23 protein-coding genes are annotated in these 25,674 nt (G+C 72.5%); 11 read left to right on the top strand and 12 right to left on the bottom strand.

Features of this window, described 5'->3' with window-relative positions:
- The first annotated feature begins 37 nt into the window (after nucleotides 1-37).
- The gene (locus POF73_RS04105) at nucleotides 38-967 is read left to right on the top strand and encodes an oxidoreductase (RefSeq protein WP_272113045.1); all 930 of its coding nucleotides are present in this window, start codon (nucleotides 38-40) and stop codon (nucleotides 965-967) included.
- Nucleotides 968-1,230: 263 nt separating this feature from the next.
- On the opposite strand, the gene nirD is transcribed toward POF73_RS04105, so the two are convergent.
- The 4 genes from nirD to POF73_RS04085 all read right to left on the bottom strand — a co-directional run bounded on the left by nirD (nucleotide 1,231) and on the right by POF73_RS04085 (nucleotide 6,800).
- On the bottom strand, nucleotides 1,231-1,581 hold the full coding sequence (gene nirD / locus POF73_RS04100; protein WP_272113044.1) for a nitrite reductase small subunit NirD: 351 nt from the start codon (nucleotides 1,579-1,581) through the stop codon (nucleotides 1,231-1,233).
- Nucleotides 1,578-4,199, bottom strand: coding sequence for a nitrite reductase large subunit NirB (gene nirB / locus POF73_RS04095; protein ID WP_272113043.1), 2,622 nt, complete (start codon nucleotides 4,197-4,199; stop codon nucleotides 1,578-1,580). The genes nirD and nirB overlap by 4 nt, the downstream gene beginning before the upstream one ends.
- A complete protein-coding gene (locus POF73_RS04090) occupies nucleotides 4,199-5,518 on the bottom strand; it encodes an NAD(P)/FAD-dependent oxidoreductase (RefSeq protein ID WP_272113042.1) in 1,320 nt (439 codons plus the stop codon). Before POF73_RS04090 ends, nirB begins: the two co-directional genes overlap by 1 nt.
- A 151-nt stretch (nucleotides 5,519-5,669) precedes the next feature.
- Nucleotides 5,670-6,800: a polyprenyl synthetase family protein gene (locus POF73_RS04085; RefSeq protein WP_272113041.1), complete on the bottom strand. Its 1,131-nt coding sequence runs from the start codon at nucleotides 6,798-6,800 to the stop codon at nucleotides 5,670-5,672.
- A gap of 127 nt (nucleotides 6,801-6,927) precedes the next feature.
- Here POF73_RS04085 and POF73_RS04080 point away from each other — a divergent pair, with 127 nt between their 5' ends.
- Nucleotides 6,928-7,710, top strand: coding sequence for a sulfite exporter TauE/SafE family protein (locus POF73_RS04080; protein WP_272113040.1), 783 nt, complete (start codon nucleotides 6,928-6,930; stop codon nucleotides 7,708-7,710).
- A 36-nt stretch (nucleotides 7,711-7,746) separates the two neighbouring features.
- Here the strand turns inward: POF73_RS04080 and POF73_RS04075 are convergent, their stop codons facing one another.
- Entirely contained in the window at nucleotides 7,747-8,658 is a 912-nt protein-coding gene (locus POF73_RS04075; protein WP_272113039.1) for an NAD(P)-dependent oxidoreductase, read from the bottom strand.
- Nucleotides 8,659-8,755: 97 nt separating this feature from the next.
- Between POF73_RS04075 and POF73_RS04070 the strand changes: the two genes are divergently transcribed.
- The gene (locus POF73_RS04070) at nucleotides 8,756-9,160 is read left to right on the top strand and encodes a winged helix-turn-helix transcriptional regulator (protein WP_272113038.1); all 405 of its coding nucleotides are present in this window, start codon (nucleotides 8,756-8,758) and stop codon (nucleotides 9,158-9,160) included.
- Here POF73_RS04070 and POF73_RS04065 read toward each other — a convergent pair.
- The 4 genes from POF73_RS04065 to POF73_RS04050 form a co-directional block, all read right to left on the bottom strand.
- A complete protein-coding gene (locus POF73_RS04065; RefSeq protein WP_272113037.1) occupies nucleotides 9,095-9,781 on the bottom strand; it encodes a class F sortase in 687 nt (228 codons plus the stop codon). The genes POF73_RS04070 and POF73_RS04065 overlap by 66 nt on opposite strands.
- Nucleotides 9,782-9,898: 117 nt before the next feature.
- A complete protein-coding gene (locus tag POF73_RS04060) occupies nucleotides 9,899-10,417 on the bottom strand; it encodes a hypothetical protein (RefSeq protein ID WP_272113036.1) in 519 nt (172 codons plus the stop codon).
- A gap of 284 nt (nucleotides 10,418-10,701) precedes the next feature.
- Nucleotides 10,702-11,094: a VOC family protein gene (locus POF73_RS04055; RefSeq protein ID WP_272113035.1), complete on the bottom strand. Its 393-nt coding sequence runs from the start codon at nucleotides 11,092-11,094 to the stop codon at nucleotides 10,702-10,704.
- 186 nt (nucleotides 11,095-11,280) lie between these two features.
- The gene (locus tag POF73_RS04050; protein WP_272113034.1) at nucleotides 11,281-12,192 is read right to left on the bottom strand and encodes an aminoglycoside phosphotransferase family protein; all 912 of its coding nucleotides are present in this window, start codon (nucleotides 12,190-12,192) and stop codon (nucleotides 11,281-11,283) included.
- A gap of 262 nt (nucleotides 12,193-12,454) precedes the next feature.
- On the opposite strand from POF73_RS04050, the gene POF73_RS04045 reads away from it, so the two are divergent.
- Both POF73_RS04045 and POF73_RS04040 read left to right on the top strand, forming a co-directional pair.
- Nucleotides 12,455-12,829, top strand: a complete 375-nt coding sequence (locus tag POF73_RS04045) for a VOC family protein (RefSeq protein WP_272113033.1) — start codon at nucleotides 12,455-12,457, stop codon at nucleotides 12,827-12,829.
- Between the two features lie 51 nt (nucleotides 12,830-12,880).
- Entirely contained in the window at nucleotides 12,881-13,423 is a 543-nt protein-coding gene (locus POF73_RS04040) for a GNAT family N-acetyltransferase (RefSeq protein WP_272113032.1), read from the top strand.
- Between the two features lie 172 nt (nucleotides 13,424-13,595).
- Here the strand turns inward: POF73_RS04040 and POF73_RS04035 are convergent, their stop codons facing one another.
- Nucleotides 13,596-15,248, bottom strand: coding sequence for a M4 family metallopeptidase (locus POF73_RS04035; protein ID WP_272113031.1), 1,653 nt, complete (start codon nucleotides 15,246-15,248; stop codon nucleotides 13,596-13,598).
- A gap of 111 nt (nucleotides 15,249-15,359) precedes the next feature.
- On the opposite strand from POF73_RS04035, the gene POF73_RS04030 reads away from it, so the two are divergent.
- Nucleotides 15,360-15,788 (top strand): gamma-glutamylcyclotransferase family protein, encoded by a 429-nt coding sequence (locus POF73_RS04030; protein ID WP_272113030.1) that lies wholly within the window; start codon nucleotides 15,360-15,362, stop codon nucleotides 15,786-15,788.
- Between the two features lie 234 nt (nucleotides 15,789-16,022).
- Here the strand turns inward: POF73_RS04030 and POF73_RS04025 are convergent, their stop codons facing one another.
- Nucleotides 16,023-18,254 (bottom strand): molybdopterin oxidoreductase family protein, encoded by a 2,232-nt coding sequence (locus POF73_RS04025; protein ID WP_272113029.1) that lies wholly within the window; start codon nucleotides 18,252-18,254, stop codon nucleotides 16,023-16,025.
- Nucleotides 18,255-18,764: 510 nt separating this feature from the next.
- Between POF73_RS04025 and POF73_RS04020 the strand changes: the two genes are divergently transcribed.
- Genes POF73_RS04020 through POF73_RS04010 form a run of 3 tightly spaced genes read left to right on the top strand, consistent with a single transcriptional unit; the run spans nucleotide 18,765 to nucleotide 22,352 of the window.
- Nucleotides 18,765-20,303, top strand: coding sequence for an amino acid adenylation domain-containing protein (locus tag POF73_RS04020; RefSeq protein ID WP_272113028.1), 1,539 nt, complete (start codon nucleotides 18,765-18,767; stop codon nucleotides 20,301-20,303).
- A complete protein-coding gene (locus POF73_RS04015) occupies nucleotides 20,300-21,559 on the top strand; it encodes a hypothetical protein (RefSeq protein ID WP_272113027.1) in 1,260 nt (419 codons plus the stop codon). Before POF73_RS04020 ends, POF73_RS04015 begins: the two co-directional genes overlap by 4 nt.
- A gap of 25 nt (nucleotides 21,560-21,584) precedes the next feature.
- Entirely contained in the window at nucleotides 21,585-22,352 is a 768-nt protein-coding gene (locus POF73_RS04010; protein WP_272113025.1) for an enoyl-CoA hydratase-related protein, read from the top strand.
- A gap of 108 nt (nucleotides 22,353-22,460) precedes the next feature.
- Here POF73_RS04010 and POF73_RS04005 read toward each other — a convergent pair whose 3' ends face one another.
- Nucleotides 22,461-23,147, bottom strand: a complete 687-nt coding sequence (locus POF73_RS04005; RefSeq protein ID WP_272113024.1) for a SanA/YdcF family protein — start codon at nucleotides 23,145-23,147, stop codon at nucleotides 22,461-22,463.
- Between the two features lie 224 nt (nucleotides 23,148-23,371).
- Here POF73_RS04005 and POF73_RS04000 point away from each other — a divergent pair, with 224 nt between their 5' ends.
- On the top strand, nucleotides 23,372-24,259 hold the full coding sequence (locus POF73_RS04000) for a sirohydrochlorin chelatase (protein ID WP_272113023.1): 888 nt from the start codon (nucleotides 23,372-23,374) through the stop codon (nucleotides 24,257-24,259).
- A 139-nt stretch (nucleotides 24,260-24,398) separates the two neighbouring features.
- The gene (locus tag POF73_RS03995) at nucleotides 24,399-25,652 is read left to right on the top strand and encodes a deoxyguanosinetriphosphate triphosphohydrolase (protein WP_272113022.1); all 1,254 of its coding nucleotides are present in this window, start codon (nucleotides 24,399-24,401) and stop codon (nucleotides 25,650-25,652) included.
- Nucleotides 25,653-25,674 lie beyond the last annotated feature (22 nt).

The raw sequence follows: 25,674 nt of genomic DNA, 5'->3' as shown, positions 1-25,674 counted from the left end.
GTCGCGATGCCTCCGGTGTTCGGGAAGGAGCTCGGCCATGGCCGGATGGAACACGCACGACATCCCCGACCAGAGCGGACGTGTCGCCGTCGTCACCGGGGCCAACAGCGGGCTCGGGTATGTCACCGCGCGGGAGCTGGCGCGGAAGGGGGCCCGGGTGGTGCTCGCGTGTCGGAGCGAGGCGCGGGGGGAGGCGGCGCGGGACCGGATGGTCGCCGAAGTGCCGGACGGGGACGTCGAGTTGAGGCGGCTGGATCTCGGGGACCTCGCCTCCGTGCGGGAGTTCGCCGAGACCTGCCCGTACGACCGGCTCGACCTGCTCGTGAACAACGCCGGGGTGATGGCCTTGCCGTACGGCACCACGGTGGACGGGTTCGAGACACAGTTCGGGGTGAACCACCTGGGGCACTTCGCGCTCACCGGTCTGCTGCTGCCCACGCTGCTCGGCACGTCCGGCGCGCGGGTGGTGACCGTGTCCAGTCCGGTGCACGCGATGGCCGACATCGATGTCCGCGACCTCAACAGCGAGCTGCGGTACCGGCGTTGGATCGCCTACGCCCGCTCCAAGACCGCCAACCTGCTCTTCACGCATGAGCTGGCACGCAGGCTGGCGGCGCAGGGGACGGCGGACGTGGTGGCCGCCGCGGCTCATCCCGGGTATGCGGACACCGATCTGCAGACCGCGGGGCCGCGGATGGCGGGGCGCCGGGCCGGCGTGTGGCTCATGCGCATCGGCAATCGCGTCTTCGCCCAGTCCGCCGACGCCGGCGCCCTGCCCACCCTGTACGCCGCGACCGCCCCAGGCGTCCGCCCCGACTCCTTCACCGGCCCGTCCTTCGCAGGCTGGCGCGGCTCACCCGCCCCGTCCTGGCGGGCACCGTGGACCCTCGACGACCGGGCGGGCGAACGCCTCTGGGAGGAGTCGGAGCGGCTGACCGGGGTGGCCTACGACGCCCTCAAGGGGTGAGCGCCGGGGTGTCGCGGGCCACCGGGGTCAGCCGCTCCGGGCCAGGGGGTGTTGTGAAAGTCCCGCACAGCACCCGCGGGGCCCGGCACGCTCCCCCACTGCCTTAAGGGCGTGGGAGGTGCCCCCACTCGCCGCACCGGCCAAAGGTCCAAGTAGCTCCGCTACGAGGGCCTTCGTCCGGCACGCCGAGGGCACGCACCGGCTGTGACACCAGCCGCTGCCGCGGCGGGCGCGGGCACCGCACGGGACTTTCACAACACCCCCTAGGCGCTGCGCACCTCGTACGTCGTGATCCGCACCGTCTCGTCGTCCAGGCACTGCCCGGTCTCCAGGTCGAACCGCTGCTTCAGCAGGGGCGAGGCCACGAACGGGCGGCCCTGGTGGGTGCCGGTCAGGCCGCGGGAGAGGACCGCCGCGCCGCCGAACGGATCGCGGTTGTCGATGGCGTACAGCCTGCCGGCGCGGTCGCGGAACAGGGCGGCCTGGTTGCCGTCGGGCAGCAGGGCGGCCACGCCCCGGCCGGGCAGCAGCCGGGTCAGCTCGCAGACCGTGAACCAGTCGCCGTCCAGCTGCAGCTGGACCTTGAGGTCGGTCGTCTCGGGTGCCAGGGTCATCGCTGGGCGCTTCCTTCCAGGGGACGGTGGCCGATGGTGAGCAGCGGCAGGTCGGGCTTGATCTGGTCGCGCTCGGGGACGAAGCCGACGACCGGGTCGGGGGTGTCGGGGGCGTTGATGAAGGAGACGAATCGGGCCAGCTTCTCCGGGTCGCTGATGGTCTCCGACCATTCGTCGCGGTAGTTCGCGACATGGGCCGCCATCAGCGTCTCCAGCTCCTCGCAGATGCCGAGGGAGTCCTCGACGACCACGTCACGGACGTGGTCCAGGCCGCCCGGGATCCGCTCCAGCCACACGCTCGTGCGCTCCAGGCGGTCCGCGGTACGGATGTAGAACATCAGGAACCGGTCGATCAGGCGGATCAGTTCGGCGTCGGTCAGGTCCTGCGCGAGCAGGTCCGCGTGGCGCGGGGTCGCGCCGCCGTTGCCGCCGACGTAGAGGTTCCAGCCGTTGGCGGTGGCGATCACGCCGAAGTCCTTCGACTGGGCCTCCGCGCACTCGCGCTGGCAGCCGGAGACCGCCGACTTCAGCTTGTGCGGCGAGCGCAGGCCCCGGTAGCGCAGCTCCAGGTCGATCGCCATCCGGACCGAGTCCTGGACGCCGTAACGGCACCAGGTCTGGCCCACACAGGACTTCACGGTGCGCAGCGACTTGCCGTACGCGTGCCCGGACTCGAAGCCGGCGTCCACCAATCGCGCCCAGATCAGGGGGAGCTGCTCGACCCGCGCGCCGAACATGTCGATCCGCTGGCCGCCGGTGATCTTCGTGTAGAGGCCGAAGTCGCGGGCGATCTCGCCGATCACGATCAGCCCCTCGGGGGTGATCTCACCGCCGGGGATGCGCGGGACGACCGAGTACGAGCCGTTCTTCTGGATGTTGGCGAGGAAGTGGTCGTTGCTGTCCTGCAGCGACGCCTGCTCGCCGTCCAGCACATAGCCGCTCGCGCCGATCGTCGGGGCGAGGGAGGCGATGATCGAGCCGACCGCCGGCTTGCAGATCTCGCAGCCGTCGCCGCCCTTGGCGCCGTCGCGGCCGTAGCGGTCGAGCAGGTCCTGGTAGGTGTTGACGCGCAGGGCGAGGACGATCTCGTAGAGCTCCTCGCGGGTCTGCGAGAAGCAGCCGCACAGGCCCTTGTCGACCTCGACGCCGGACGCCTCCAGCTCGGCGGTGACCAGCTGGCCGAGCACCTTGACGCAGGAGCCGCATCCGGTGCCGGCCTTGGTGCACTTCTTCACCTCGGGCACGGTCGTGCACTGGTGGTCGGTGACCGCGCCGCGGATGGTGCCCTTGGTGACGTTGTGGCAGGAGCAGATGACCGCCTCGTCGGGGAGGGCCGACGGGCCGAGCTGGGCGGGGGCGCCCGCACCGGCCGGCAGCACCAGCGACTCCGGCGAGACCGGCGGGACCGAGCCGGTGAAGGCCTTCAGCGTGCCGTACGCCTCCGCGTCACCGACCAGGATGCCGCCGAGCAGCGTGCCGTCGCGGCCGATGACCAGCTTCTTGTACAGGCCCGCGCGGGAGTCGGAGTACACGACGTCCAGGCAGTCCTCGGCGGTGCCGTGCGCGTCACCGAAGGACGCCACGTCCACGCCGAGCAGCTTCAGCTTGGTGGACAGGTCGGCGCCGGTGAACGCCAACTGCTCCGACTCGTCGGCGGCGATCGTCGCGGCGGCCGTCTCGGCCTGCTCGTAACCCGGGGCCACCAGGCCGTACACCCGGCCGTCCGAGGCCAGCGCGCACTCGCCGATCGCGAACACGTGCGGGTCGGCGACCGTACGGCACTGCTCGTCGACCGTGATGCCGCCGCGCTCGCCGACCGTGAGGCCGCAGTCGCGGGCCAGCTGGTCGCGGGGGCGGACACCGGCGGAGAACACCACCATGTCGGTGGCGAGTTCGGATCCGTCGGACAGCTTCATACCGGTGACCGCGCCGGACTCGTCGGTGACGATCTCCTGCGTGCCCACACCGGTGTGGACCGTCAGGCCCATGTCCTCGATGGTGCGCAGCAGCGCCGCGCCGCCGCCCTCGTCGACCTGGACGGGCATCAGCCGGGGCGCGAACTCCACGATGTGGGAGGTGAGTCCGAGCCCCTTCAGGGCACCGGCCGCCTCCAGACCGAGCAGACCGCCGCCGACCACGGCACCCGTCGTGCGGGTCTTCGCGTACTCCTCGATGGCGAGGAGGTCCTCGATCGTGCGGTAGACGAAGCAGCCCTCGGCGTCCTTGTTGGGGACCGGCGGCACGAACGGGTACGAGCCGGTGGCGAGGACGAGGGTGTCGTACTCGAAGACCTCGCCGGACCTGGCGGTGACCTTCTTCGCCTCGCGGTCGACGGAGACCGCCGGGTCACCGACGTACAGCTCGATGCCGTGGTCCTTGATGAACTCCATGTCCGTCATGGAGAGGTCCTCGGGCGTCTTGCCGGAGAAGTACGAGGTCAGCGCCACGCGGTCGTATGCCGGACGCGGCTCCTCGCACAGCACGACCACGCGGTGCGTGGCGGTCATGCCGCGCTCGGCGAGCGCTTCGAGGAAGCGCTGGCCGACCATGCCGTGGCCGACGAGCACGATCGTGGGGGTGGCCTCCGTGGCCTCCGTGGCCTCCGGGGTGGCGGTCATCAGGAGCCTCCATCGTTGGTGAGCAGGTGGAGCAGAGGGCCGTCGTCGGGGAGCGGCTCTGCTCCCTCCCAGGCGCGGGCGAGCGCGCCGACGGTGCCGAGTTCGCCGACGAGGACCCCGCCGACCAGGCGGTCGTCGCGGACGACGACCTTGCGGTAGGTGCCGCGGGTGGCGTCGGCGAGCTGCACGACGTCGTCGCCGGGCCGGGCCTCCGTCTCGCCGAACGCGGCGAGGTCGAAGGAACCCAGCGGGCTGTCCTGCCCGGCGAGGGTGAGCCGGGTCAGCGCCCGGGTGCCGGTGTAGCGGGCGGCGGCGCCGTCCCCGGCCAGCAACTCGGCGAGCACGTCGGCCTGTTCGAGTGCGGGCGCGGCCAGCCCGTACACGGTCCCGTCGTGCTGTGCGCAGTCCCCGACGGCCCGGATGTGCGGGTCGGACGTACGCAGTTCGTCGTCCACGACGATCCCCTTGCGCACCTGAAGTCCCGCGGCCTGGGCGAGGCCCGCACGCGGGCGGACACCGCAGGCCAGGACCACGATGTCGGCGTCCAGGGCGTAACCGTCGGCCATCTCCACCGAACGGACCGCGCCGCCGACACAGCGCACGTCACGGACGCGGCACTCGGTGTGGATCTCGACGCCGAGGTCCTTCAGGTGCCGCTGTACGAGCTTCGAGGCGCTCGGGTCGAGCTGGCGCTCCATGAGCCGCTCGCCCTGCTGGGCGAGCACGACCTGTGCGCCGCGCAGCGCGAGGGCCCGGGTCGCGGAGACCCCGAGCAGCCCGCCGCCGATCACGACCGCCCGCGCACCCGGCCGGACCGCCTTGGACAGGCCCAGGCAGTCGTCCATCGTGCGGAAGGCGTGAACGCCCTCCGGCAGCACATGGTCGGGAGTGCTGTGCCTTCCCGGGGGACGACCCCCGGACCCCCGGCCGGAAGGGCGGGTCGGGTCGCCGGCCCGGTGATTCGATGCGAGGTACATGTCCGTGAACAGGCCGCGCAGCGGCGGCAGCACCGGGTTGGAGCCGGTGGCCAGGACGAGCGTGTCGTATGCGATCTCCGGTCCGTCCGCGAGCTGTACGGTCCGCATCTCGCGGTCGATGCCGGTGACCCGGCCGCGCGTCAGCTCCGCGGGCGTCGGGAGGGCGATCACGTCGGGGCTGTAGCGTCCGGCCAGCACCTCGGCGAGCAGCACCCTGTTGTACGGGCGGTGCTCCTCCTCGCCGACGAGCGTCACGGGCGTGCCGAGCTCGCCGAGCCGCCGGGCGAGCCGTACGCCCGCGAGGCCGGCGCCGATCACCACCACACGCGTATTCGAGGTCATGTCCAGGAGCGTGCGGTGCCGGTGTTTCCCGACCGCATCACCTCTGTTTCCCGCGAGGAACGCTGCCCTCAGCAGGGGCCGGGGGCCGGTGTGAGGGTTCGGAGGGGGAGGTCGGGGCGGGCTGTGAGGTCGGCCGGGGAGGACCGGGCCATCAGCCGCCCCGTCGGCTCAGCGTCTCGTGCAGGCGGTCGATGAGGTGGCCCTTGCGCTCGATCGTCACGTCGAAGTAATCGGCGCTGTGACGTGATCGGCACACACTGTGCACGGCCTCCTTCGCCGACCGCTTCAGCTCGACCGCCTCGGCGGAGAGGTCCAGGAGGGTGTCCCGCAGTCCGGGGTGGCCGAGGACGTACTCCTTCAGGCGCCCGCCCGTCGGCGGCGGTGCCGAGTCGAGCAGCTCAAGGAAGACCCGGTTGCCCAGCCCGTCGAAGTCCTCGTGGCTCTTGGCGCCGCCCGGCTCCGGTACGACATCGGTGAGGTCGTTGAACAGCTGGCTGGCCAGCCCGAGCCGCCGCATGGCCCCGTCCAGGACGTGCCGCTCCTCCTCGACGACCCGCAGCGCCGCGAGGGCCGCGTCGAGCGGCATCCGGAACAGCGTGCCGGTCTTGTGCTCGGCGACCGACTCCCAGAACCGCACCCGCTCCTCGCGCGACACTGCCGACAGCCCCGCCCGGACCTCCGCCGTCCTGGTCGCCAGGTCGAGCGCCTGGCCGGTGAAGCCGTGGCCGACCTCGCGGACCAGGCCGGCCACCACGGCCGGGTCGGCCGCGTGCCGCAGCGCCGCCGTGATCAGCCAGGAGCCGGTGTTGAGGGCGACCGGCACCCCGTGGGCGACATGCAGCGCGGGCTCGCCGTAGCGCATGCCGCTGCCGTCCTGGATGTCGTCGAGCACGACCGCCGCCTTCAGCAGCACGCGCACCGCAACGGCCACCCGCCGGACGAGCGCGAGGTCGGGGGAGGCGTCGGGCGCGTCCCGAGGACCGTCGGGGAAGCCCCGGTAGTTGCGGTACGCCCAGAACACCATCGACGGCCGCAGCGGAGCCGTACCGCCAGGCGCCCCCGGGGACGGGGGCAGTGCCTGCTGGCCCGCCCTGGAGCCGAGCGCGTCGGCCACCGGGGCGTGGAGGCAGTGGTGCAGGGCGGTGGCGTACACGGACGCGGTGCCGTCGGCCGGACCGCCTGCCGGGCCGGACGTCAGCGCGTCGAGGAACGCGCGCAGGTCGTCCTCCACCAGCGCGGCGTCACTGCGTACGACGGCGTCCACGTTCCCGTCCGTATCCACGTCCGGATGGTCCGGCGCCGGACCAAGCCGGTCAAGATCGCTTTTCCGTCATCGGGCCGGTTCCTGAACCTCAGATGCTCCTCATGTACATGGACCGCACACGCACCCTCTGCCTAGGGTCGCGATCATGCCCGACATATCGCTGACCATGGTCGTCGTCCTGTGTATCGCAGCTCTCGCGGCCGGCTGGATCGACGCCGTGGTCGGCGGCGGAGGCCTGCTCCTGCTCCCGGCCCTGCTGCTCGGCCTCCCGGCGAGCACCCCGGCCGCGTACGCGCTCGGCACCAACAAGGCCGTCGCCATCGTCGGCACGTCGGGCGCCGCGGTGACCTACGTCCGCAAGGCGCCCGTGGACGTGCGCCTCGCCGTACGCATCGGCCTGGCGGCGCTCGCGGGCAGTTCCGCCGGCGCCTTCTTCGCGGCCGGCATGAGCACCGAGGTGCTGAAGCCCGTGATCATGGTGGTGCTGCTCGCCGTGGCCGCCTTCGTGATCCTGCGCCCCGCCTTCGGCACGGCCCCGGCGACGGGCCCGGCCACCCGCCGCCAGGTCCTCTCCGCGATCGGCCTCGCCGGCCTGGGCATCGGCTTCTACGACGGCCTGATCGGACCCGGCACCGGCACCTTCCTGGTCCTCACCCTCACCGCGGTCCTGCACCTCGACCTCGTCACCGCGTCCGCCACCGCCAAGATCGTCAACTGCTGCACCAACGCGGGCGCCCTGGCCACCTTCGCCTGGCAGGGCACGGTCCTGTGGCAACTCGCCGCCCTGATGGCCGTGTTCAACCTGGCGGGCGGCATGCTGGGGGCCCGTACCGCGCTGAAGAAGGGCAGCGGTTTCGTCCGGGGCGTGCTGCTGACGGTGGTGTTCGCACTCGTGGCCAAGCTGGCGTACGAGCAGTGGGTGGCCTAGGGCCTGATCCGCCGGACAGACCCTGGCGGCCCGGCTCTACGCCCGCCGCAGGTCGAGCAGTTCGACCGCGCCGGTGGTGTCCTCCTCGCCGTGTCCCTCGGCGAGCCACCGCTCCAGGAGGGACATGTACGGCGTCAGCAGCTCCGGGCTGACGCCCTGCTCCTCGGCCGTGGCCAGCAGGGTGGCGTTGCCCGCGACCTGCATCGCGAGGTTGGAGACGACGTCGCCGCCGTACTCGCCGCTCTGCACCTGCTCGGCCGCCTTGAGGGCGGACGGCGCCATCGCGCCGAGCCACGACACGAGCAGCGGCGCGAAGTCCTTCGGGGCGACGTCCTCCCGGCGGATCAGCGCGAAGGCGTGCAGGATGCCGGCGAACATGCCGCCCATCGCGCTCAGCAGCGCCACGTCGTGCAGCGCCGCGAAGCCCGGGTCCGCGCCGACGTAGCGGGTGCCGGCCGGGACGGCGAGGGTGTCGGCGTGCTCCTCGAAGAGGCCGGGCGAACCGCTGTAGAAGACGTACGCCCCCGACTCCGCGGCCCCGATCATCGGCGGTACGGCCATGATCCCCGCGTCCAGGAAACGGGCGCCGCGCGCTTCGGCCCAGGCGGCGCGGGCGCGGCCCTGGGCGGGCGTTCCGGTGGTGAGGTCGACCAGGTCACGGCCGGTCAGGTCGGCGCCTTCGAGGGCCTCGCCGACCGAGGCGTCGTCCAGCAGACACGCGACCACCAGCCGGTTCGCGGCCACCGCCGCGGCGGCGCTCGCGACGACGGTGGCGCCTTCGGCGGCCAGGGATTCGGTGCGGGCCGGGGTGCGGTTCCAGACGGTCACCGGGTGCCCGGCGGCGAGCCAGGCGCGGGCCAGGGCGGTGCCCATGGCGCCGGTGCCGAGGAGGGTGAGCGGGGTCGGGGGCGCGGTCGTGCCGGTGGAGGCAAGTGCGTTGTCAGTCATGGCGTTTAGGCTCGTCGCATGGGAATGGCCTGCTCAAGTACGTACTTACGAGTGGGTGGTTACCGCAGGGAAAGAGTCCAGGCAGGGGAGGGGCGACATGGCGGTCGGACGGCGGCCGGAGTCGTACGTCTGTGGGATAGACGCGGCGATGGACGTGGTGGGCGGGAAGTGGAAGGTGCTCATCCTCTGGGCGCTGAGCGTGCGCCCATGCCGTTTCGGGGAGCTGCGCCGGGAGGTGAAGGGCGTGACGGAGAAGGTGCTCGCCGCACAGCTGCGGGAGCTGGAGGCCGACGGCATCGTGCACCGGGAGGCGTACGACGAGGTGCCCCCGCGCGTCGAGTACTCACTGACGCCGCTCGGCACGACGCTCAACGCGGCGCTGGCCCCGCTGGGCGCGTGGGGCCGGGAGAACATCCTGGAGGAGCGTGGGCGGGAGTCAGCGACCGCTGCCGACCAGGTGCGCGAAGACCACGACATTGCCCCGATACCCGGTCGACCGTGAGTAACCGCCGCCGCAGGTGATCACCCGCAGCTCGGGGCGTGGCGCCGGGCCGTACACCTTCTCGTCGGGGAAGGCCTTCGCGTCGTACACCTCCACGGCGTCCACGGAGAAGCGCGCCGTGCCGCCGTCGCGCCGGTCCACCTCGATCACGGTGCCCTTGCGCAGGGCACCGAGCCGGTAGAAGACGGCGGGCCCGTCGGCGTTGTCGACATGCCCGGCGACGATCGCGGTGCCCGTCTCGCCGGGCGTGGTCCCGGCCTCGTACCAGCCGGCGAGGTTCTTCCGCTCGGCGGGCGGCACATCGAGGCTGCCGGTCTTCGTCAGCCCCAGGCCCATGAGGGGGGCGTCGACGCGGATGGCGGGGATGCGGATGCGGTCGGGAGGGGAGGGCGGGAGAGCGGGGGCGACGGAGCGCGGGTGGGTGTGAGCCCCCCTCGGCTCCCCGGCTTCCCCGGTGTGCGGGGCCTCCCCGCCGTCTCCGTCCCCCCTGGCCTGCGCAGCCGACGGCTGGGGCGGGGCGTCCGTCTCGGCGCCGCTGCTCAGCAGCCAGGCGCCGGAGCACAGGGCCAGTACGGTGACGGCGGCTATCGCGCCGTTGCCGACGCCGCGGTGAACGCGCACGGGAGCCTCCCGGGTCTTTCCTAGGCCGCCCCGATCCCCCTCCGGGCCGCGAGGGGCATCGGACCCGGAAGGGGAGGGGACGTGCGGTACCAGTGGACGGACAGCGGAGGGTGTCCGTCAGAACCCGTCGCCTCTCGCCCGGCGATGCAGGAGCCAGGTACCGCCCGCGGCGGCGACGGCGAGAGCCGACACGCCGACCGCGGTCTGCACGGGATCGCGGTCAAAGGCACCGCCGACCCCCGTCTTCACACTTCCTCTCGGATGCACCTGCTCGCGCGGCGCCGTCAGCGTGACCACGAGGTCCCCGCTCACCCGCTTGCCGCCCTCCGAGCAGGTCACGACGATCTCGTACGTCCCCGGCTGCGCGCTCGGCGGCACCCGGAACTCCCCGGCCGCCCGCTGCTCGTCGCTGTCCGGCGCCAGGGTGAAGTCACCGGCGCCCACGGCACTGGCGTCACCCGCCGCCGTACCGCCGTCCCCGCAGTCGGCCGTGCTCACCGTGACGTCCCCGCCGGGCACCACCGAGGCCGGGGACACCTCCAGGCCGCCCCCGTCGGCGTGCGCGGGCGCGACGGCGAGAGCGGCGGCACCGACGGCCAGCGCGGTCCCGGTCAGCAGACGGGCGGTACGTCGCATCGATGCTCCTCCGAGCTCACGGACTCACGACCCGCGACACCCCCTTGTGCCGCCGCCTCGGCCGAGACCCCTGCCCTTCGAGGTAAGGGGAAGCGGGGCGGGAGCGCTTGTCGGGGAAACGGCGGAAACGGGGTGAACGGGTGTCGCAGGGAGCGTCGGAGTGACCTAGCCAACGGTGTTTCAGCAGGTCATCGCCGGGGCCGGGGTGTGCAGGGGAAGAGAATCCGATGAGCGGAGGGCCAGGGGTGTGAACGGGTGACCGGCGGCGGTGGCGGCGTCGGCGGCTACTGCGGCTGAGTCGCGATCTGGATCAGGTTGCCGCAGGTGTCGTCGAAGACGGCGGTGGTGACGGGGCCCATCTCCAGGGGTTCCTGGACGAAGCGGACGCCGAGCTCGCGCAGGCGCTCGTACTCCGCCCGCACGTCGTCGACGGCGAACTGGGCGAGCGGGATGCCGTCCTGGACGAGCGTGTCGCGGTAGGTCTTGGCGGCCGGATGGCGGGCGGGCTCCAGGAGGAGCTCGGTGCCGCCGGGCTCCTCGGGCGAGACGACGGTCAGCCACCGGTCCTGCTCGCCCACCGGGACGTCGTACTTCTTCACGAAGCCGAGGATCTCGGTGTAGAAGCTCAGGGCCTTGGCCTGGTCGTCGACGAAGACGCTGGTCAGATGGATCTTCACGGTGTGCTCTCCTCCGGTGCGGACGGGTTGGCCTGGTCTCGGGCGCGAGCAGATCCCGAACAGTGTCTGTCCGGATCTCCCGATGAGCTCGTCGGGATCGTACGGCGGCCGGGAGCGGCCGAGGCGTCAGTGGCCGCCCCCCCAGTTGCCGCCCCCCCCCGGTGGCTCCCCCCGGTGGCCGCCCGCCTAGTACTCGGCCAGCACCTCGCCCACGGCCCGTCTCCCGATCCCCGCCAGCACCGGATTGGTGCCGTTCCCGCAGACCTCGCCGTAGTAGTGCTCCGCGGTCAGCCCGAAGCACAGGGCCCACCCCCGCCCCCGCGCCCACGTCGCGTCGTCCACGTCGGCCGCCGCGCGGAACACCTCACGGGTCCCGGCGTCGAAGACCGCCCACGCCGCGAGGGTGTCGGCGGCCGGGTCCCCTACCCCGAGGCCGCCGAAGTCGATGACGGCGGTGAGGCGGCCGGAGGAGGTCAGCAGATTGCCCGGGAGCAGGTCGCCGTGCAGCCAGACGGGGGCGGCGTCCCACTGGGGGAGGCGGAGGATGTCCTCCCAGACGGCCGTCGCCGCCGTCGCCTCCAGCGTGCCGGCGGCGCCCAGGTCGCGGATCGCGGCGCGGACGTGTTCGTCGTTCCCGCGCACCGGGCCGCCCCGCCAGGACGGCAGACCCCCGACCGCGTCCACCTCCCGCAGCGCCGCCACGAAACGGCCCAACTCCGCGGCGGCGTCCCGTAGTTCGGTGAGCGGAGCGTCGTGGGCGTTCTCGCCGTCCAGCCAGTCGTACACGCCCCAGGGGAGTTCATAACCGGCGGCCGGTTCCCCCTTCGCCAGCGGTGTCGGCACGGCCAGGGGAAGGCGCGGCGCCAGAAGCGGCAGCCACCGGTGTTCCTTGTCGATCTGCCGGGCCCCACCGGGAAGCCGCGGCAGCCGTACGACCATCTCGCCGCCCAGCCGGTACATGGCGTTGTCGGTCCCGGCCGACGCGACCCGTGTCACCGGCAGCCCGGCCCACTCCGGGAACTGCGCCGCGACCAGCCGGGCGACCAGCTCCTCGTCGATGTCCAACTCGTCGGCGTGCATCTTCGTGGGCGACGGCATACGGCTCCGTGATGGCTGGGGGCGGGCAGGGTGGGGGGACCGCCGGGGACCGCCGGTCAGCCGGCAGCGGAGCGTATCCGCGCCCACGGCACCGCGGCCACCGCTTTTCGCCCCGGCCCCGGGAGTTGGGCCGACCGGCCGTCTGCGAGGTACGGCTCCGCCGTCGTGGGCAGGCTTGCGCGCATGCCCGCCGCCATGGCGGGTACGACGCATCCCGTACGCGGGCGTCGCGGAAGCGGCCGAAGAGCGAGGAGTGTCGGAAGTGATTCGAAAGCTGCAGGCGGTCGCGCTGGACTGCGCCGATCCGGTACGGCTCGCCGCGTTCTACGCGGAGTTGCTCGGCGGCCGGGTGGTCGCGGACCCTGAGGAGCCCCAGTGGGTCGAGGTGCACGGGTTCGAGGGGACGCCGATTGCCTGTCAGCAGGTGGACGGCTACCGGCCGCCGGAGTGGCCCGGCCAGGAGCGCCCGCAGCAGATCCACCTGGACTTCGACGTGGACGACCTCGACGGGGAGGAGAAGCGGGCGCTCGCCCTCGGCGCGACCGTGCTGGAGCGGACGGACCAGATCCGCCCGGGGACCAACTGGCGGGTCTACGCGGACCCGGCAGGCCATCCGTTCTGCCTCTGCCTGCACTGACACCGAGGTATTCGGTTGCCTCAGGTCAGTCCGGTCGGATAGGAAGCCTGCATGCTCAAGGGGAACAAGGTCGGGCTGCGGGCCCGGCACGAGGACGACATACCGGTCCTGCGGACCGAGCTCTACGACGACGTGGTCAACGGCTCGCGGGCCGAGGGCGGGCCGTGGCGGCCGATCACACCGGGCTCGAAGGACCCGCGGCTCGTGGTGGACGACAGCGTGCAGGGCTCCGTCCCGTTCTCCGTGGTCGAGCTGGACGGCGGCACGCTGATCGGCACCGCGACCCTGTGGGGCATCGACAACCACAACCGATGCGCACACATCGGCCTCGGGCTGCTGCCGGCCGCACGCGGCAAGGGCTACGGCACCGACGTGGTCGCGACGCTGTGCCACTACGGCTTCGTCGTACGCGGTCTGCAGCGGCTCCAGATCGAGACGCTGGCGGACAACTTCGCGATGCTGCGCTCCGCCGAGCACAACGGCTTCGTCCGCGAGGGCGTGCTCCGCTCCTCGGCCTGGGTACTGGGCGAGTTCCTGGACGAGGTGCTCCTCGGCCTCCTCGCCCAGGACTGGAAGCCGAACCCGAAGGGTTAGCCGCCGCCCGGCGGCCAAGAGGCGAGCCGAGGGGACCGGCACGGCCGGTCCCCTCTTCCGGTGTCAGCGCCGGACCAGCTGGGAGGTGCCGTCGTCCTCGTGGACGTACTCGGCGCGTCTCCTTGCCGGTCGCGGTCGTCACGGGGCCTCCCTCAAGGCCCCTGAAGACCCCTCAGCCGACGTTCACCGCGCTCCAGGCCGCGGCCACCGCGCCGTACTCCGTGCTCCCGGCGCCGTACAGGTCCTTCGCCGCGCTCAGCGTCGCCGTGCGCGCCCCCGCGTAGTTCGTCGAGGACGTCATGTAGACGGTCAGCGCCCGGTACCAGATCCTGCCCAGCTTGTCCCGGCCGATCCCGTTCACCGAAGAGCCGTCGCAGGTGGGCGAGTTGTACTGGACCCCGTTGACCGTCTTCGCACCGCTGCCCTCGGCCAGCAGATACGCGAAGTGGTTGCCGATGCCGGAGGAGTAGTGGACGTCGAGGTCCTTCGCCGTCGTGCTCCAGCAGTCCACCGACTTGCCGTCCTTCGACGGCTTGTCCATGAAGCGCAGGGCGTCCCGCCCGAGGCCCGACCGGACGATCTTCTCGCCGATCAGATAGTCCCCGGGGTCCGAGGTGTTGCCCGCGTGGAACTCCACCAGCGTGCCGAAGATGTCGGACGTCGCCTCGTTCAGCCCGCCGGACTCGCCCGAGTACGTCAGCGCGGCCGTCTTCGAGGTGACCCCGTGGGACATCTCGTGGCCCGCCACGTCCAGCGACACCAGCGGACCGAGCTGGGTGCCGTCACCGTCGCCGTACGTCATGCAGAAGCAGTTGTCGTCCCAGAAGGCGTTGTTGTAGGCGTTCCCGTAGTGGACGCGGTTGAACGAGCCCTTGCCGTCGCCCGCGATGCCGCTGCGGCCGTGCACGTCCTTGTAGTAGTCCCAGGTCATGTCCGTGCCGTATTGCGCGTCCACCGCGACCGTCGAGCGGTCGGCCGCCGTGCCCGTGCCCCAGTGGTTGTCGGCGTCGGTGAAGACCGTCGCGGGGGCGCGGTTGAGACAGACGGTCAGGACGCACAGGTCCGTCTTGTTGCCGGCGTCACCCGTGTACGTGCCGCCCCGCGTCGGGTCCTTCAACTGGTACGTCGATCCCGACTGCGTCGTCTCCAACGGCACCGTGCCGCCGTACAGCGACTTCCCGTCGCCCGACGCCGTCTCGATGCTGTCCCACGCGTCGATCCGGGCGCCGGTGCGGGCGTCGGTCAGCACCGTGCGGGCGACCGGGTTGCCGAGGGAGTCCTGCGCGGCCGCATTGGTCCGCCAGGCCAGCTTCGGGGCGCCGTGCAGGGCGTCCACGACCAGCTCGGGCCTGGACGTCAGCCGCTTCAGCGTCTCGCCGACGTTCGCGGCACGCAGCGCCTTCGCCGCGAGGTCGGCCGCCTTCGGCGCGGACACCTCGGGTGTGACGCTCGGCAGGGAGACGGCGCCCTTCGTGGCGCGGGAGGCGTTGCGATACGTGCCGTCCTTGGCCAGATGGACGACGAAGTCGCCGCCCAGTACGGGGAGTTCGCGGTACGTGCGGTCGTAGCGGACGTGCTGCGTACCGTCCGCGTCGACGACCACGTCCCGCGCGGTCGTGCCCTGCTCGGGTGCCAGCCCCAGGCTTCCCGCCAGGTCTGTGAGGACCGACGACGCGTTCTCCAGCGCGGTGGCCCTGCTCGGCTTGTCGTCCGCGCCGGCGGCGGTGGGGGACAGGGCGGTGGCCATGAGGGTGGCGACCGCGGCGGCGGCGATGCCCGCCGTGGCGAGTCGGGAACCTCGGATGTGCGGCCGTATTCGGCTCATCGGTCTCCTCGAACTGAACGGCACAGAAGGGTGACCAAGATTCAAGGGGGCATGCACATGCCGTGGCCAGGGTGAATACGTGGAGGTGTGTGAGAGGAGAGAATCGTTTCCGTGACCCTCTCTCCTCGACTGCCGTTCTTCGTCTACGGCACCCTGCGCCCCGGCGAGCCCAACCACGACGCCTTCCTGCGGGGGCGCGTCCGGGCGGAGGAACCGGCGCGGATGGAAGGGGCGGTGCTGTACGACGGGCCGGGGTATCCGTATGTCGTCGAGGAGGTGGGCGGGGGTGGCGTCGTGTTCGGCGATCTGGTTGTCGCCAGGCCGGAGGAGTACCCCGCGCTACTGACCGCCCTCGACCTGCTGGAGGAGTACGCCCCGGGGGACCCGCGCAACCTCTACGAGCGCGTCGACCGCGAGGTGCTCCGCGGTGCCGACGGAACCTCTGTGCGGGCGTGGGTGTATGTGGCTGCTCCGGCTGTCGCCGCGCGGCTGCGGGTGAGGGGTGCGGCGATCGAGAGCGGGGACTGGGGGCGGCGTTGAGGGGGCCACTGCGGGTGCCGCGATCGGTCGTTGTGCGGCTGCGGCGCCGTTGTGGCTGGTCGCGCCCACGCGGCGGAGCCGCATATTGACACAGCCCCGCGCCCCTTGGGGCGTTGGGGTCCCGGTTCGCTGGACTGCACCGCCTCCCCCGCCCCTGGGGGGGGGCGTTGCGGCGCCGTTCGCTACGACTGCACCGGCTCCACCCGCCCCTGAGGGGCGTCGGGGTCCCGTCCGCTACTGCTGCACCGCCTCCACCCGCACCGCACACGCCTTGAACTCCGGCATCCGCGACGTCGGGTCCAGCGCCGGGTTGGTCAGGGTGTTGGCGCGGCCCTCGCCCGGCCAGTGGAACGGCATGAAGACGGTGTCCGGGCGGATGCCGGTCGTGATGCGGGCGGGCGCCACCGCCCGGCCCCGCCGCGAGACCACGGCCACCGGGTCGCCCTCGGCCGCCCCGAGCCGCGCCGCAAGGCGAGGGTGCAGCTCCACGAACGGGCCCGGCGCGGCGGCGTTCAGCTCGTCCACGCGGCGGGTCTGGGCGCCGGACTGGTACTGCGCCACGACCCGCCCCGTCGTCAGCAGCACCGGGTACTCGTCGTCGGGTTCCTCGGCCGCCGCCCGGTGCGTGACGGGGACGAACCTCGCGCGGCCGTCGGGCGTGGCGAAGCGGTCGAGGAAGAGGCGGGGCGTGCCCGGGTGTACGGCGGTGCCCGTCGCCTCGTCGTCCTGCGCCGGGTCGTCGGCCACCGCGATCGCGTCCAGCGAGGCGTCCTCGCAGTCCTCGGTGCCGGCGGAGCCCTCGGGGCCTTCGACGGCGTCCGCTGCGGTCGCTCCCGTCGTTCCCGGCGCCGCGGGGCACGGCCAGAACACCCCGTTCTCCTCCGCCAGCCTCCGGTACGTGATCCCCGAGTAGTCCGCCGCCCCGCCCGCGCTGGCCCGCCGCAGCTCCTCGAAGACCTCCTCGGGGTCGGTCGGGAAGCCCTTCTCCAGCCCGCGCTCCCCACCCAGCCGTGCCGCGAGCTCGTGCATGACCTCCAGGTCGCTGCGGACGCCCTCCGGCGGGGTCACGGCGCGGCGGCGCAGCAGGACGCGGCCCTCCAGGTTGGTCGTCGTGCCCGACTCCTCCGCCCACTGCGTGACCGGCAGGACCACGTCCGCGAGCGCGGCCGTCTCCGACAGCACGACGTCGCACACGGCAAGGAAGTCGAGGGACTTGATCCGCTCCTCGACGTGTGCGGCACGCGGCGCCGACACCACCGGGTTGGAGCCCATCAGCAGCAGCGACCTGATGTCCGTGCCCAGCGCGTCCAGCAGCTCGTACGCACTGCGGCCGGGGCCGGGCAGGCTGTCCGGGTCGACGCCCCACACCTCGGCGACGTGCCGCCGCGCCGCCGGGTCGTCCAGCTTGCGGTAGCCGGGCAGCTGGTCGGCCTTCTGGCCGTGTTCGCGCCCGCCCTGTCCGTTGCCCTGCCCGGTGAGACAGCCGTAGCCGGACAGCGGGCGACCCGCCCGTCCCGTCGCCAGGCACAGGTTGATCCACGCGCCCACCGTGTCGGTGCCCTTGGACTGCTGCTCGGGCCCGCGCGCGGTCAGCACCATCGCGTGCTCGGGCTCGCAGAACATCCGTACGGCTTCCCGGAGTTGGGGAACGGACACTCCCGTGATCCGCTCCACGTACTCCGGCCAGTGCGCCATCGCGGCGGCCCGCGCGTCCTCCCAGCCGGCCGTGCGCTCCTGGACGTACTCCTCGTCCACCCGCCCCTCGGCGACGACCAGGTGCAGCAGGCCGAGGGCCAGCGCGAGGTCGGTGCCGGGGCGGGGAGCGAGGTGCAGGTCGGCCTGCTCGGCGGTCTTCGTGCGGCGCGGGTCGATGACGATCAGCGTGCCGCCGTTCTCGCGCAGCTCGTTGAAGAACCGCAGCGACGGCGGCATCGTTTCGGCGAGGTTGGAGCCGACGAGGATGACGCAGCCCGTCCTGGGGATGTCCTCCAGCGGGAACGGCAGCCCCCGGTCCAGGCCGAACGCCTTCATCCCGGCCGCGGCGGCCGAGGACATGCAGAACCGGCCGTTGTAGTCGATCTGTGAGGTGCCGAGCACGATCCGCGCGAACTTGCCGAGGTTGTAGGCCTTCTCGTTCGTCAGGCCGCCCCCGCCGAAGACCCCGCACGCGTCCGGGCCATGTTCCGTACGCGTGCGTGCCAGGCCCTCGGCGATGCGGTCGAGCGCTTCGTCCCAGGTGGCCGGCACGAGCGTGCCGGCCGGCGACCGCACCAGCGGCGACGTCAGGCGGACGCTCGACGACAGCACCGCGGGAGCCGTACGGCCCTTGCCGCACAGCGCCCCCTTGTTCACCGGGAAGTCCGGGCGCTCGACCACCGCGACACCCCCGTCCTGCAAGGGCGTGAGGTTCATTCCGCACTGCAGGGCGCAGTACGGGCAGTGCGTGGGCGTCGCGGAGTTCGGCATGCCGTCCAGCGTGAGTCGGGCGTGTTACGTGCGGGACGGCTCCCTGTTACGCGGCCGGGACGGTGACCTCCCCGTCGCCGCCCGGCCGCCGTGAGGCGCACAGGCGCCCCGCATGGAGTCGCCGCCGGGCGGTACGAAGGTTGCCGCTGTTGTGAAAGACACCACATGTGGCTCATTCGGTCTAGTAGTTGGCCGGTCACGCCTTGTTGAGAGTTGAAAAACCAGGGCTACAGTCGTGCGCACGTCCAGCACTGCGCAGGGCCTGTCCGGCGGATCAGGCCGGCTGCAAGAAACGGCGCAGACCGGCCAAGCCGAGCGGGGTCTGGTGCGTGCAGCTGCAAGGCGGAGGAGGGCGACGACGCGGAGCGTCGGCAACCGACGACAACGCAGCAGATGTGCGTGCCAGGGCCCGCGCCGCCGGCATGATCCGCCGGACAGGCCCTGGCGTTGTACGACGCATGGACTCCGCACGGCATTCGGTACTCGAAACAGCCAGGAGGTCCCCACGTCATGCCCCTGCGCACCCCAGGCCCCCTGGGCCACCTCACCCCCCGTGACCAGCGCCTCTTCTGGCAGTACGGTCGCGGCCCCACCGTCCCCGTCCCCGACCCGCTCGTCCACCGCGCCGTCGAACGGCAGGCCGCGGCCGCCCCGCACGCCGTCGCCGCCGAGCACCTGGGCGACCGCATCACCTACGGCGAGCTGGACCGGCACGCAGACGCCCTCGCCGCCCGGCTCGCCCGCGAGGGTGTACGCCCCGGTGATCACGTCGGCCTCTTCGTGCGCCGCTCGATCCCGATGCTCGTCGGCCTGCTCGGCATCCTGAAGGCGGGCGCCGCCTACGTCCCCCAGGACATCGGCCTCACACCCCCGGACCAGCTCGCGCACGTCGTCCGCACCGCCCGTACCCGCGTCGTCCTCACGACCGCCGAGCACACCCACCGCGTGCCGCTGCCCGACGGCCACCTGATGATCACGCTGGACACGCCACAGCCGTACGCCCCGGGACCCCGCACGCCGGCGCGGCCGGGCGACGGCTGCTACGTCCTGTTCACCTCCGGCACCACCGGCCGCCCCAACGGGGTGAAGGTCACCCACCGCAACGTCTCCAACATCCTCCTCACCGAACCCGGCGGCCTCGGTATCCGCCCCGGTGACCGGGTCGCGCAGCTGCTCAACGTCGCCTTCGACATGGCCGCCTGGGAGATCCTCGGCTGTCTCACCCACGGCGGCACCCTCGTGCTCCGCGGCAAGGACATCGCGGCGGCGGCCCGTACGGCCGACGTCATCGTCGCGACCCCGACCGTGCTGTCCGGCATCGATCCGGCGGCCTGCCCGAGCGTCCGTACGGTCGCCGTCGCCGGGGAGCCCTGCCCGCGCCCGCTCGCCGACCGGTGGGCCCGCACCGCCGCCTTCCACAACTGCTGCGGCCCGACCGAGACGACCATCGTCAACACGATGCAGCGCCACCGCCCGTCCGACCCGCTGCTCGGCATCGGCCGCCCCACCCCCAACAACACGGTCTACGTCCTCGACGCCGACCGCCGCCCCCTGCCCATCGGCGAGGTGGGGGAGATGTGGGCGGGCGGCGACTGTGTGTCGGCCGGATATCTCGGCAACGACGCCCTCGACGCGGAGCGCTACGCAGCGGACCCGTTCCTGGGCGCCGGCCGCCGTATGTTCCGCACCCGCGACCTCGGCCGCTGGACCCCCGACGGCGCACTCGAACACCTCGGCCGCACCGACGACCAGGTGAAGGTGCGCGGCTTCCGGGTCGAGCTCGACTCCGTCTCCTCCGTACTGGAGCGGGTGGACGGCTGTCTGCGCGCGGTGACCCTGAAGCGGGACGCCCGCACCCTCGTCTCCTTCGTCTGCCCGGCGGACGTCGACCCGGACACGGCCCGGCGCGCGGTGGCGGACGCGCTGCCGTACTACTGCGTGCCCGAGCATGTCATGCCCCTGCCATTCCTGCCGGAGACCGACCGCGGCAAGATCGACAAGCAGGCGCTGCTGCGGATGGTCGAGGAGCGCATGGCGGTGGCCCGATGACCACCTCCCTGCGCCGCGAGGCCGTCGAACTCCCCCCGCCCACCTCGCTCCCGCGCCGCCTGCTCAAGCACCCCCGGCTGATGCACCACAACCGGCTGGCGGCACTGGTCCTGGCGGCCAACCTGGCCTACCTGTGGGCGAGTTGGGCCCCGTCCCCGCGGACCATGGGCCACGCGGCCCTCGCCGACCTCGCGCTCGCCGTCCTCGTCCGCCAGCAGTACGTCATCAACCTCTTCTTCCGGCTGGCCACCTGGCCGCCGCCCACCTGGCCACTGAAGATCCGCTGGACGCTGGGCAAGGTGTACCACTTCGGCGGGCTGCACATCGGCGGGGCGCTGGCGGGAGCGGCCTGGTTCCTGGCGCTGACGACGAGGTCGACGCTCACCGGCGCCGACGGCCTGACGGTGGCGGTGAGCTGGACCCTCGTCACCCTCCTCGCCGTGATCGTCGCCACCGCGCTGCCGCCGTTCCGCTCCCGCCACCACGACCACTTCGAGAAGATCCACCGCTTCGGCGGCTGGAGCGCCCTCGCCCTCTTCTGGGCGCACACGCTCCTGTCCACGCCGGGCCCGGTGGAGGTGTCCGTCCTGGCGGTCGTCACCTTCAGCGTCGCCCTGCCCTGGCTACGGCTGCGCAAGGTCGCCGTACGCCTCGAACGCCCCTCCCCGCACGTCGTCCTCGCCCGCTTCGACCACGGCGAGACCCCCTTCGCGGGCTCGTCCACGGCGATCAGCCGCAGCCCGTTGACCCAGTGGCACTCCTTCGCCAACGTCCCGACGCCCGGCGAGTCCGGCTTCCGGCTCACCATCTCCCGCGCCGGGGACTGGACGGGCGCCTTCATCGACGACCTCCCGCCGAAGGTGTGGGTCAAGGGCATCACCACGGCGGGCGTCGCCAACATCGAGACCCTGTTCAAGAAGGTGGTCTACGTCGCCACCGGCAGCGGCATCGGCCCCTGTCTGCCCCATCTGCTGGCCGCCGAGGTCCCCGCCCGCCTGGTCTGGGCGACCCGAGACCCCCGGACCACCTACGGCGACGCCCTGGTCGAGGAGATCCTCGCCGTCCAGCCGCACGCCCTGGTCTGGGACACCTCCCGGCGCGGCAAGCCCGACATGGTGCGGCTCGCCTACGAGGCGTACCGGGACTTCGGGGCCGAGGCCGTCATCTGCATCTCCAACAAGAAGCTCACCTGGCAGGTGGTGCACGGCCTGGAACGGCGCGGGATCCCGGCGTACGGCGCGATCTGGGACTCGTAGACCCCCGAGGAACCTGGAGGCACTCATGGACAACCTGAAGATCGAGCGCGACGGCGCCGTGGTGACCGTACGCCTGCACCGCCCGCATGTGCTCAACGCGCTGAGCGGCGACCTGCTGGCCGAACTCCTGGACGCCCTGCGCCCGTTGGACGCCGACCCCGAGGTGGGCTGCTTCGTCGTCACCGGCTCGGAACGGGTGTTCGCGGCGGGCGCCGACATCAAGGAGATGGCCGGGAAGACGGCCGCGGAGATGGCGGCGGAGGACTACTTCGGAGCCTGGGAGGAGTTCGCGTCGTTCCGCACCCCGAAGATCGCGGCCGTCAACGGCTTTGCGCTGGGCGGTGGTTGTGAGCTGGCGATGATGTGCGACCTGGTCATCGCGGGGGAGTCGGCGGTCTTCGGCCAGCCGGAGATCAAGCTGGGGGTGATCCCGGGCATCGGCGGCACCCAGCGCCTGACCCGGCTGGTCGGCCGGGCGAAGGCGATGGACCTGGTGCTCACCGGCCGCACCATGGACGCACGGGAGGCCGGAAGCTGCGGTCTTGTCTCCCGGGTGGTCCCGGACGACCGGGTCCTGCCGGAGGCCCTGGAGGCGGCGGCGACGATCGCCTCGTACGGCCGTGCGGCGGTCACGGCGGCCCGCGAGTGCGTCGACCGGGCCCTGGAAACCGGGCTCCGCGACGGCATCCTCTTCGAACGCCGGGTGTTCCACGCCCTGTTCGCGACCGACGACCAGAAGGAGGGGATGACGGCGTTCCTGGACAAACGCCGGCCGCGCTTCACCGGACGCTGAGGCACCCTCTCCGGGGTCCCGAGCGCGGACGGGCGGGAGCAGGGCGAGGGCCCCGCTCCCGCCCGTCCGGGGGCGGTCCCTGGCCACAGGAGGCCGCCCCGGGCGCCGCTATCGCCCCGCCGCCAACGCGTTCGCCACCCCCGGCTCCTTCGGCCCGAGGAACCGCGGGTCCGGCTCGAACACGGCGTCCAGGGCAGCCTTGCCGGCCGCGAAGAGCTCCCGCGTACCGCCGTAGTACCAGGTCACGTCGTGCTTGGCGTCGACCCCGACGCCGTACGACGCCACCCCCGCCTCCTGACACAGCGCGACCGCCCGCCGGATGTGGAAGCCCTGGCTGATCAGCACCGCCTTGTCGACCCCGAAGATCTCCTTGGCCCGGACACAGGAGTCCCAGGTGTCGAAACCGGCGTAGTCACTCACGATCCGCGAGTCGGGCACGCCGTGCCGGGTCAGATACGCGCGCATCGCGTCGGGCTCGTCGTAGTCCTCCCGGCTGTTGTCACCGGTGACGAGGACGACCTCGATCCGCCCCGCGCGGTACAGCTCGGCCGCCGCGTCGAGCCGGTGGGCGAGGTACGGCGACGGCTCGCCGTCCCACAGCCCGGCACCGAAGACGACGGCGACGTCGGTGCGCGGCGCATCGGCCGTGGTGCGCAGCCGGTCACCGGTCACGACGTACATCCAGGTGGCCGGCAGCAGCGCCAGCACGCACCCGGCCATCACGGCCTGCACCAGCCGCCGCTGCCCGGTACGGGTGCGCGGCAGTCTTGGTCGGCGCGGCTTCGGCAGACTCATCGGACGGTCCCTCCCCGGGGCGGCTCACGGCCCGCCCTCGACACTCAGGGACGTCCTGTCGCCCTCGACGGTTCACCGTACGCAACGTGACCAGCTTCACTCCATTCCTCGAAGCCGCAGGTCACACCGCCTCACACAGCCCTGGCACCCTTGCGTGAACCCGGCGTAAGAACCCGTTATTCCTGTGAAACGGGGCGGCAACGTGCCGCCGCCACCATCGGTTCATGACGGCGTCGAACCCGCTTCACGACGAGTCCACGACCCTCCCCGGCCCGGGGGCCCACCTCGACAGTACGGCGCACATCATGAACCGGATCAGCAGCCAGCTAGCCAGCCAGCTCAGCCTCGTCGCGCTCGACGGCCGGCGGCGTCCTGAACCGCCCGCGCTCGTCGTCGTGGCCCACGGCAGCCGCGATCCGCGCGCCCTGAGCACCGTGAGCGCGCTCCTCGACAAGGTCCGCGAGCTGCGCCCCACCCTGCCGGTCCACCTCGGCCACATCGAGCTCAACGAGCCCCTGCTCCCCGACACCCTCGCCGCCCTCGGCGACCGCGAGGCGGTCCTCGTCCCCCTCCTGCTCAGCCGCGGTTACCACATCAAGCGGGACATCCCCGAGATGGCCGCCGAGTCGCAGGTACGCGCACGCGTGGCCGGCGCCCTCGGCCCGCACCCCCTGCTGGTGGAGGCCCTCTACTCCCGCCTCGTGGAGGCGGGCTGGCGCACCCGCATGGACGAGCCGACACGCCGCGAGAGCGCGGTGGTCCTCGCCGCGGCGGGCTCCCGCGACCCCGAGTCGAAGGTCGACACCGCCCGCACCGCCCACCTCCTCGCCAACCGCCTGGGCGTCCCGGTCGTCCCGGCCTACGCGACGACGGCGGCCCCCACGGTGCCGGACGCGCTGGCCGCACTGGCGGCCCGGGGCCGCACCAGGGTGGCCGTGGCCTCCTACTTCACGGCCCCCGGCCGCTTCGCGACGGAGTCCGCGGAGGCGGCTCCATGGATGGCGTCGGCCCCGCTGGGCACGCACCCGGCGATGGCGAGGCTGCTGCTGCACCGCTACGACCGGATGGTCACAACGCCGGTCATGACGACACAGGAATTGGCGTCGGCTTGAAACGCCGGGCAGGGACGCGCGCTCAGGGGCGCGGGGAACTGCGCGATCAACCACACACAACCCGCACCCGCAACACGACAGAACCCGGCAGACGCAAAGGCGCGCTCCGTTTGTCACTACCTGCCCGTACTGTCGAGTCATGCCGTACGACCTGCCGTCACTCGAACGCTGGGCCCCCGAACCGGACAAGCGCCCCGGCCGGACCGCCTTCCAACGAGACCGCGCCCGAATCCTGCATTCCGCCGCGCTCAGAAGGCTCGCCGGCAAAACCCAGGTCGTGACACCGGGAACCCACAGCAACGCCTGGGACCCGAGCCCCCGAACCCGCCTCACCCACTCCCTGGAGTGCGCCCAGGTCGGCCGGGAACTCGGCGCAGCCCTCGGCTGCGACCCCGACCTCGTGGAAGCCGCCTGCCTCTCCCACGACCTCGGCCACCCCCCGTTCGGCCACAACGGCGAAGTCGCCCTCAACGAATTCGCCGAGGACTGCGGCGGCTTCGAGGGCAACGCACAGTCCCTGCGACTCCTCACCCGCATCGAACCCAAACGGTTCACCCCGGAAGGCTCCGTCGGCCTCAACCTCACCCGTGCCACCCTCGACGCCGCCACCAAGTACCCCTGGCCCCGAGGCGCCCACCCCACCGACCCGAAGTCCCCGAAGTTCGGCGTCTACGAGGACGACCGCCCCGTCTTCGACTGGGTCCGCAAGGACGCCCCCGGCACCCGCACCACCTTCGAGGCCCAGGTCATGGACTGGTCCGACGACGTGGCGTACTCGGTGCACGACGTCGAGGACGGTCTGCACGCCGGCCACATCGACCCCAACTGCCTGCACGCCGAACCCGAGCGCGCGGCCGTCTTCGCGGTCGCCGTCGGACGGTACGTCCCCGAGGACACCGATCCGGCGGAACTGGCCGCCGCGCTCGACCGCCTCCAGGAGGAACCCTGGTGGCCGCACGGCTACGACGGCTCGGCCGTGGCACAGGCCCGCCTCAAGGACGCCACCAGCCAGCTCATCGGCCGCTTCTGCCTGGCCGCCGAGGCCGCCACACGCGCGGCGTACGGCGACGGCCGGCTCACCCGCTACGGCGCCGAACTCGTCGTACCGCGCGAGACCCGCCTGGAGTGCGCGGTCCTCAAGGCGGTCGCCGACCGGTACGTCATGCAGCGCGCCGAGCAGGAGCGGCTCCGTGCCGACCAGCGGATCGTGGTCGCCGAACTGGCCGAGGCGCTCACCGCCCGCGCCCCCGACGGGCTGGACCCGCAGTTCCGTGCCCTGTTCGACGCGGCCGGCGACGACCGTGCCCGCAAGCGGGTGATCGTCGACCAGATCGCCTCCCTGACGGACGCCTCCGCCCGCTCCCTGCACGCGCGGCTCACCCAACGGGGCTGAGCGCACGCGCCCGAGTGATGGC

Origin of the sequence: Streptomyces sp. HD, from assembly GCF_028369295.1 — a bacterium.
In the GTDB taxonomy this organism is placed as follows: domain Bacteria; phylum Actinomycetota; class Actinomycetes; order Streptomycetales; family Streptomycetaceae; genus Streptomyces.
The sequence above is the reverse complement of the archived record's forward strand: the minus strand, read 5'-3'. Positions and strand labels throughout refer to the sequence as shown.